The 7,534-nt window shown below is 59.2% G+C and carries 6 protein-coding genes and 1 other RNA gene; all 7 read right to left on the bottom strand.

Annotated elements, in window-relative coordinates:
* Nucleotides 1-125 precede the first annotated feature (125 nt).
* Nucleotides 126-519: a transfer-messenger RNA gene (ssrA, locus tag PMI28_RS29790) on the bottom strand.
* A gap of 94 nt (nt 520-613) precedes the next feature.
* Nucleotides 614-892, bottom strand: coding sequence for a hypothetical protein (locus tag PMI28_RS10345; RefSeq protein WP_007988722.1), 279 nt, complete (start codon nt 890-892; stop codon nt 614-616).
* 335 nt (nt 893-1,227) lie between these two features.
* Nucleotides 1,228-1,503 carry a hypothetical protein gene (locus tag PMI28_RS10350; protein ID WP_007988720.1) on the bottom strand — a complete coding sequence of 92 codons (276 nt, stop codon included), beginning with the start codon at nt 1,501-1,503 and terminating at the stop codon, nt 1,228-1,230.
* Between the two features lie 198 nt (nt 1,504-1,701).
* On the bottom strand, nt 1,702-4,512 hold the full coding sequence (locus PMI28_RS10355; RefSeq protein ID WP_007988718.1) for an FAD-binding and (Fe-S)-binding domain-containing protein: 2,811 nt from the start codon (nt 4,510-4,512) through the stop codon (nt 1,702-1,704).
* Nucleotides 4,509-5,180, bottom strand: coding sequence for a LutC/YkgG family protein (locus PMI28_RS10360; RefSeq protein WP_007988716.1), 672 nt, complete (start codon nt 5,178-5,180; stop codon nt 4,509-4,511). The genes PMI28_RS10355 and PMI28_RS10360 overlap by 4 nt, the downstream gene beginning before the upstream one ends.
* Nucleotides 5,180-6,631: a LutB/LldF family L-lactate oxidation iron-sulfur protein gene (locus PMI28_RS10365; RefSeq protein WP_007988714.1), complete on the bottom strand. Its 1,452-nt coding sequence runs from the start codon at nt 6,629-6,631 to the stop codon at nt 5,180-5,182. Before PMI28_RS10365 ends, PMI28_RS10360 begins: the two co-directional genes overlap by 1 nt.
* A complete protein-coding gene (locus tag PMI28_RS10370) occupies nt 6,628-7,452 on the bottom strand; it encodes a (Fe-S)-binding protein (protein WP_007988712.1) in 825 nt (274 codons plus the stop codon). Before PMI28_RS10370 ends, PMI28_RS10365 begins: the two co-directional genes overlap by 4 nt.
* Nucleotides 7,453-7,534: the final 82 nt, after the last annotated feature.

Raw genomic sequence — 7,534 nt, 5'->3', positions numbered from 1 at the left:
GCAGGCTACGCCAGCTGCTACGGATTGCGTTGTGGCTTAACTGATCGGCATTAGCCCACAGCCTTTGTTTTTACTGGATTTCAGGCACAAAAAAAGACGTCCGTGGACGTCTTTAGATGATGAAGTGGTGGAGCCGGGGGGATTTGAACCCCCGTCCGCCAGTACTCCGCTGTCGGTACTACATGCGTAGCCGTGTCTATTAAGTTAACCCTCAGCGACCCGACGGGCAGGGTGCTTTGGGCGAGTTGTGTAAGTTTTAGCCGCTTCGTCCACAACGTACTGCACGGCGATTCTGTTCTATATGACAATCACTTTGGGTTTACAGACATCCCCTGATGATTGCTGGACCCGAAGGTACCAGGAGGGAAGGGCTAAGGCTGCTTACGCAGCGAGAGCGTATTCCCCGTAGGTTTCGTCATTGGCAACTATAGGAAGTTGCAACAGTGGATTTACGAGTTCTGTTACCAACTCGGCATGCACCTAAAGTTTCGCAACCGGCGTCGAATCCTAAACGGCCCCGAGCCTGGTGCTCTTTGAATCAAGTGAGCAACAAGCCCGTACAGTGTACGTCAACGTGACTCAGAAGGCCAACCCGAAGGTTGGCCAGCACAAATTATGGGTTGGGCTCGTTGCTCTGTTTGTCAGCGAGTGCCAATGCCTGGATGGCCTCGGTGACGCATTTCTTGTCGTCACCGGAGGCTTGTGAGGCTTCGGCGCTGGACATCAGTCTTTTGATCTCCATTGTGGTGTTTCCGGAGGTCGCCGGCAGCGCATTCACTTTGCCTTTGAGCTCTTGCAGCTTGCTCGTACAAAGGTTGTTGTCCGCAGCAAATACTGGAGAGGCGAGCATTGCAGCAGAAATGAACAGACCAGCGAGTGCGGTACGTTTCATGGATATCTCCTGGATCGGATGGTCTCGGTGTTGACGTATGAGCGGGTAGCCAGGCCGAGCCCGAAAAACAGCCACGATTGATGGGGCCTATCTAAAAGACTACGACGCAACGCAAGAATTCGGTTTTTTCGGAAAACGTGTCGAGCTTTTTCAGCGATGCGCACGGTTACACATTTCCAGACCCCGGATGCAACAAAACCCGCAACTGGCGGGTTTTGGTTTGCTTCGTGTCGGACGCAGCCGGGCTTTGAACCCCCGGCTGCCAGTACATCTGTTGTCGATGTACGCCAACAAGGCCCGGAAGGCCAACCCGAAGGCTGGCCCTGAGCTGAGAGTTACTTCCCGCCTTTGCTCGCGTTCTTGAGGTCCTGGATGGTTTGGTTGGTCTCGGCGACGCAATCATCAATACCTTTTTTGGTGCCTTTTGCATGGTCGGTTTGGGCTTTCTCGACAGAGTCCGCTACTTGCTCAGCCATTTCGGGAGGAATCTGTGCCTTTGCGTTTTCGATGGTTTGCAGATTGACCGCGCATTGATCTTTTTCAGCGGCAAACGAGGGGGAGGCCAGCATTGAGGCAGTAACGAACAGACCAAACAGTACAGAACGTTTCATGAGTATCTCCTTGAACTGAGTGGCCAGGCATCGCTGGCCATCAGGACGGGCTGCCGAGTGTTGGAAAAGTCCCACGTTTGCAGGACTTGATCTGTGGACTGCGGCGGCACGTCAGGGTTCTATGTATTGCTGTAATGCTATCGGTTTTGGCAGGAAGCACTAAAAAGGCGCATGAATGCGCCTTTAGTGAGGTTCTGCTCAGGTCGCCCTAGCCTGGGTAACGCGGTCCACCAGATAGACTAGTCCGTGGTAGTCAATGCCGCCATGTTGCGTCAGACCGATCTCGCAGGTGCGGCTGGTAGATATCCCTTCGCTGCACTGTTGCACCGCGTCCTTGAGCGTGCGCAGCGAATGGGCATTCAACTCCGGTGTGGTGAAGCCCTTGTCACCGGCAAACCCGCAGCAGTGAATGCCTTCAGGAATGACCACGTTTTGGCTGCATTTGCGCGCCAGGTCGATCAGCGCCTGGCTTTCCCCGAGGTGCTGGGTGCTGCAGGTCACGTGCACGGCGATCGGTGCTTCCTGAGGTGTGAACTCCAGGCGATCCATTAAATGCGTGCGGATGAAGCGCACCGGGTCGTACAGGTCCAGACGGGCTTCGCCCAGGTCCTGAACCAGGCGCAAGGTGCACGGGCTGGTGTCGCAGTAGATCGGGTCGAGCCCGCCACGGCTGGCGTGCAGCAAGGCGCCAATCAGTTCCTGGCGTTTGTGTTCGGCTTGCTCGGCGTAGCCTTTGGACGCAAACGGTTGGCCGCAGCACAGGCTGTCCAGGTTGTCCGGGAAAACTACTTGATAACCGGCCTTTTCCAGCAGGCCTCGGGTCTTGTCGTGCAGTGACATTTGCTCCTTGTCACCTGCCGCGGGCCCCATGGCCCGTGATACGCACGCGGCCAGGTACACCACCCGCGGGCGCTCATCGCTGATCGCCGGGCTGAAGCGGATCGGCCGTTCAGGCTGGGGCATGGCGTTGGTCCACAACGGGACTTGCCCCTTGGACAGCCTGGTTACGGCAGCGGAAAGTTTTGCCAGTCGCGGTGCACCCAGCAACAGACGCGCACCATTGGCGACGTGCAGGGTGAAGCGCGCCCCTTGCAGCGCCATGGCGAAGTTTCCTTCAAGCCAGTTGGCGGTTTTCGTATGCGTTGCCTTGCGGCTGCGCAGTTTTTTCACCAGCTCACCGGTATTGATGCCGACCGGGCAACGTTGCGCGCACAGGCCGGTGGCGGCGCAGGTGTCGATGCCCTGGTATTCGTACGCGGCTTCGAGTTCGGCGGTATCGACGCCGGCACGTTTTCTCGCCTGGATGTCGCGCCAAATCACGATGCGTTGGCGCGGGCTCAGGGTCAGGCCTTTCGACGGGCAGACCGGTTCGCAAAAGCCGCACTCGATGCACTTATCCACAATCTCGTCGGCGGCCGGCAATGGCTTGAGGTGCTTGAGGTGGATCTGCGGATCTTCGCTGAGCACCACATCCGGGTTGAGAATGCCGTTGGGATCGAGCAGGCGCTTGAGCTGCCACATCAACTGGTAGGCATCGCTGCCCCATTCCAGCTCGACAAACGGCGCCATGTTGCGTCCGGTGCCGTGTTCGGCCTTCAGTGAACCGCCAAACTCCACCGCCACCAGTTGCGCCACGTCATCCATGAACGCCTGGTAGCGTGCGACTTCTGCCGCGTTGTTGAAGCCTTGGGTGAAGACAAAGTGCAGATTGCCTTCCAGCGCGTGTCCGAAAAGGATCGCTTCGTCGTAGTGATGTTTGTCGAACAACTCGATCAGGCGGTTTACGCCGATGGCCAGTTGTTCGACCGGGAAGGTGACGTCTTCAATGATCACCGTGGTGCCGGTCTTGCGCACCGCGCCGACGGCGGGGAAGGTGTCTTTGCGGATGGCCCAGAGACGGGCGTTTTCCTGCGGGTCTTCGGTGAAATCGACCTGCTTTTCCACCGGGAACGCCTTCAGCGACAGCATGATCTGCGCCAGTTGCTCGTGCAGCAATGTGGGCGATGCGGCGCGGGATTCGATCAGCAAGGCGCAGGCATTGTTCGACAGATTCTGTACGAAAGGCGGCATGCCGGGTTTGTCCTGCACTGAACGCAGGCTGCGCCGATCCAGCAGTTCCACGGCCGACACCGGTTGGCTTTTTAGTACGGTGACCGCGTTGCAGCAGGTCTCGACATCCGGGAAGACAATCAGGGCCGAGGCCTTGTTCGGGTGGTCGATCACCGTGTCGTAGGTCACGGCACTGATGAATCCGAGAGTGCCCTCGGAACCCACCAGCAAGTGGCTCAAGATATCGACAGGCTCGTCGAAATCCACCAGGGCATTGAGCGACAGGCCGGTGGTATTTTTCAGACGGTATTTGTGGCGGATTCTCGCAGCCAGCTCGGCGTTGGCGCGAGTCTCGCGACCCAGAGTCGCCAAGCGCTCCAGCAAGGCGGCGTGGCTTTGGCGAAAGGCCGCAACGCTGGCGGCATCTTCAGTGTCGATACGACTGCCGTCGGCCAGCACCAGACGAATGCCGGCCAGGGTGTGATAGGTGTTTTGCGCCGTGCCACAGCACATGCCGCTGGCATTGTTGGCGACGATTCCGCCGATCTTGCAGGCATTGATCGAGGCCGGGTCCGGGCCGATCTTGCGTCCGAACGGCGCCAGCCAGGCATTGGCCTGGGCGCCGATCACCCCCGGTTGCAGGCGGATTTGCGCGCCTTGCCCACGGATCTCGCGACCGTTCCAGTTATCCCCAAGCACGATCAGCACCGAATCGCTGATCGCCTGGCCAGACAGGCTGGTACCGGCGGCGCGGAAGGTCACCGGCACCTGATCGCGTTGCGCCAGTTGCAGCAGTGCCACCACTTCATCTTCGGATTCGACGCGGATCACCAGTTGCGGAATCAACCGGTAGAAACTGGCGTCAGTGCCGAAGGCCAGGGTCGACAGTGGGTCGTCGAAACGTCGTTCTTGAGGAATCAGTTGCTGTGCATCGCGCAGAAAAGCGGCCGGTAGACTCATTGGTCCTCCAGGATCAGCACCACCAGGTCTTTCGGACCGTGAGCGCCGTACGCCAGGACTTGTTCGATGTCGGCGGTCTTCGACGGGCCGGACACCAGCAACGCGTTGGTCGGCATGCCTTGCGCCCATTCGAACTCCTGTTGCACCTGATAAAAGTTGTCGCGGATTTCGCTGACCTTGAGCAGCGCGAAATGCACCGGAGGGGCCAGGCTCATCAAGCGTGGTTCTTCCCGCGTCGGCCAGAGAATCAGGCTGCCGGTCGCCGCGATGGCGCCGAGGGTGGTGGTCAGGCTCGCCGGGGTATCGTTGAACAGCTCGGCTTTCCATTCCTCAACCGGGCGGTCGTAGGCCTTGAGCATCGGCAGATCGGGATTATTCGCCCAGTGTTGTGTGATGCGTTGACCGTGGGGCGTTGTCGGTGCGATCAGCAGGCTCGGTAACTGGCGGTCCCGCAGCAATTGCGCGAGTAGCGCCGGCCATTGCTCACCGGACGTCAGGTGGATTTCCGTGTGCACCGCCTCCATCAATTTGCGCAGTTGCGCAATGCGTTGCTCAGGAGCGTAGGTGTAAGGCTGGGTCACCAGATCGACATCAAAGTTGTCGGCCACCGGTGTGGTGCCTGTCAGACTTTTACGCAGTTTGGCGAGGATATTTTGCTTGGCGCTCATCAGCGGTCTCCCTTGGCAAAGTGCTCGCGGGCCATGTCATGCAGTGAGCGGGCAGCGGGTTTCGGAGCGCTGTGATTTTGCGTCCACGGGCCGACATTGCTCGGCGTGAGGGCGCGCAAGCGGGTGGCGAAGAAGCCGAACAGGCGATACAGCGTCGGCGAACTGTTGAGCTTCGCCCAGGCGTTCCAGAGGAACCGCTCCTTGCGCGAATACTTGCTGCCCTGGCCGCGCATCACTTGATGGGGGCTGTCCGGGGCCTTGACGTTTTCTTCGCGCAGGCGACGCAGCAACGCAGGGATCGGGATTTTTACCGGGCATACTTCCCCGCAGGCTCCGCACAGCGAAGAAGCGCTCGGGTGGTCCGGGACTTTCGCCAGGCCGACCATGTGCGGGGTGACGATTTTTCCGATAGGGCCGGGGTAAACCTCCCCATAGGCATGGCCGCCAATTCGGGTATACACCGGGCAATGATTCATACAGGCGCCGCAGCGGATGCAGTTCAGGGTCTGGCGCAATTCGCTATCGGCAAAGGCCTGGCTGCGACCATTGTCGAGCAGTACCAGGTGCACTTCCTGCGGACCGTCGAGCTCATGCGCTTTGCGTGGGCCGGAGATCATGTTGACGTAAGTGGTGATCGGGATGCCCAGCGCCGAGCGGGTCAGCAACGACAATAGCGGCACCACGTCGCGCAGGTTTTCCACGACTTTTTCGATACCAGTGACGGCGATGTGCACGGGCGGCACGGTGGTGGTCATGCGACCGTTGCCTTCGTTTTCCACCAGCAGCAGGGTGCCGGTTTCGGCCACTGCGAAGTTGACGCCGGAGACGCCGATGTCCGCTTCGAAGAATTTCTGCCGCAAGACCTTGCGACCGATCTGAATGAGTTGGTCAACGTCCTTGGTGTACTCCACCCCAAGCTTGTCGTGGAACAAGGACGCGACCTGACCGGCATTCTTGTGGATCGCCGGCATGATTATGTGTGAAGGCTTCTCGTGGTCGAGCTGGACGATGTACTCGCCCATGTCCGATTCCAGGCATTCAATGCCCCGGTCAGCAAGGAAATGATTCATCTCCATTTCTTCGCTGACCATCGATTTGCCCTTGATCACTTGCCGCCCCTCGTGAGCGCGGATGATCGAGAGGACGATGCCATTGGCCTCGTCCACCGTTTCCGCCCAGTGCACTGTCACACCGTTGCGGGTCAGGTTCTGTTCCAGTTGCTCGAGCAGGTCGGGCAACTTGGAGAGCGCGCGGGCACGGATTGCATTGCCCAGTGCGCGCAAGTGTTCTCTTTCGTGGGCATCGCTGAAAGCTGCTGCCCGTTTGGTCATCAGTGAATCCATCGCCTTGCGAAAGTTGCCTCGCAATTGCGCGTCACCCAGCGCGTTGTGGGCGCGGGTGCGGAAATCTTCTTCTACGGCAACCGTAGGAATAATCGTCGAGGTGCTCATTTCGCACCTCCGGTACGCTGCCAGAGGAAGCTGGCCAGATGTTGACCACGCAACGCTTCCTGCTGTTTTTCCAATGAGCCGTTGATGTTCATCAAGCAGCCGCAGTCGGCACTCAATACCTGGTGCGCGCCGGACTCCTTCAACGCCCGGGTCTTGTCAGCCACCATCGCGCCGGAAATGTCTGGCATACGGACGCTGAATGTCCCGCCAAAGCCACAGCATTCACTTTCGTGATCGTGATTGACCCGCTCCACATTGCTCAACTGCGACAACAATTCACGGCCGTGCAGGTGGGTGTTCATTTCACGGCGTGCCGAACACGAGGTGTGCAGCGCCACTTTCACCGGTTCGCCACTGTCCTTGAACTGCACCTTGCAGACAAACAACAGGAACTCGGCCAGCTCAAAGGTTCTGGCGGCCAGCGCCTGAACCTGTTTCAACGTTTCCGGCTCGTCCTTGAACAAGTCAGCATAGTGTTCGCGCAACATCCCGGCGCAAGAGCCCGAAGGCACCACCACCGGATAATCCCCGGCAAACAACGCCAGTTGCGAGCGCGCCACGGTCCGTGCCTGCTCGGTGTAACCCGAGGTGTAGGCCGGTTGTCCGCAGCAGCTTTGCCCTTGCGGGTACTCGACACGAATGCCCTCGCGCTCCAGCAGGTGGATCGCGTCCATCCCGGCTTCCGGGTAGAACAAATCGACCACGCAGGTTCCGAACAGGTAGACCCGTGACGGTTTCTCGCTGGGGTATTGCCGAGGCTCGGGCAGTGGCGGGGCGACACGGGTCGCATTCGGCACAGCGTTGTAAAAAAGCTCGCTCATCAGGCGTGTCTCCGGGTAGTCCCGGTTATTCGTCCGTTGAGGCCGCTGAATATAGAGAGGGAAGCTTTCAGCAGCCTTACAG

The organism is Pseudomonas sp. GM48, from assembly GCF_000282335.1.
In the GTDB taxonomy this organism is placed as follows: Bacteria; Pseudomonadota; Gammaproteobacteria; order Pseudomonadales; family Pseudomonadaceae; genus Aquipseudomonas.
This window is presented reverse-complemented; position numbering and strand designations above follow the sequence as displayed.

Coding starts and splice junctions, on each gene's coding strand:
- PMI28_RS10350 (WP_007988720.1), bottom strand. CDS start 1,503: ATGAAACGTTCTGTACTGTTTGGTCTGTTCGTTACTGCCTCAATGCTG.
- PMI28_RS10360 (WP_007988716.1), bottom strand. CDS start 5,180: ATGAGCGCCAAGCAAAATATCCTCGCCAAACTGCGTAAAAGTCTGACA.
- PMI28_RS10365 (WP_007988714.1), bottom strand. CDS start 6,631: ATGAGCACCTCGACGATTATTCCTACGGTTGCCGTAGAAGAAGATTTC.
- PMI28_RS10355 (WP_007988718.1), bottom strand. CDS start 4,512: ATGAGTCTACCGGCCGCTTTTCTGCGCGATGCACAGCAACTGATTCCT.
- PMI28_RS10370 (WP_007988712.1), bottom strand. CDS start 7,452: ATGAGCGAGCTTTTTTACAACGCTGTGCCGAATGCGACCCGTGTCGCC.
- PMI28_RS10345 (WP_007988722.1), bottom strand. CDS start 892: ATGAAACGTACCGCACTCGCTGGTCTGTTCATTTCTGCTGCAATGCTC.